The 287-nt window shown below is 69.7% G+C and carries 1 protein-coding gene; it reads left to right on the forward strand.

Annotated features, from left to right (window positions below):
• On the forward strand, positions 1–287 hold a 287-nt coding region (locus AC1RPK_RS07680), incomplete at both ends, for a hypothetical protein (protein WP_481769342.1).

Here is a 287-nt window from a genome sequence, read left to right on the forward strand (position 1 = left end):
TGTCTGCACTCGCCACGCTCGACCTGCTCGCCTACCACCGGCGCGGCGATGACGGGGGCGGCATCGCCGTCCTGCTCGTCTTCATCGGTGTCCTCGCCACCGCCGGGTGGCTCATCTTCTCGGAGCTGCGCTGGAGCCACACCGTCTCGACGACCATCGCGGCGTGGGTCGCAGGATCGGGCTGTACTTCCTGTTCTGACCTGCGCCCGACCGCGCGACCCATCGCCCGGCGCGCCAGCGTCGTACCTGGCCGACCGACGGGACGGCGAGATGTCACTGCATATGGC

The organism is Dellaglioa sp. CoH-55-MRSF-6 (assembly GCF_056782215.1).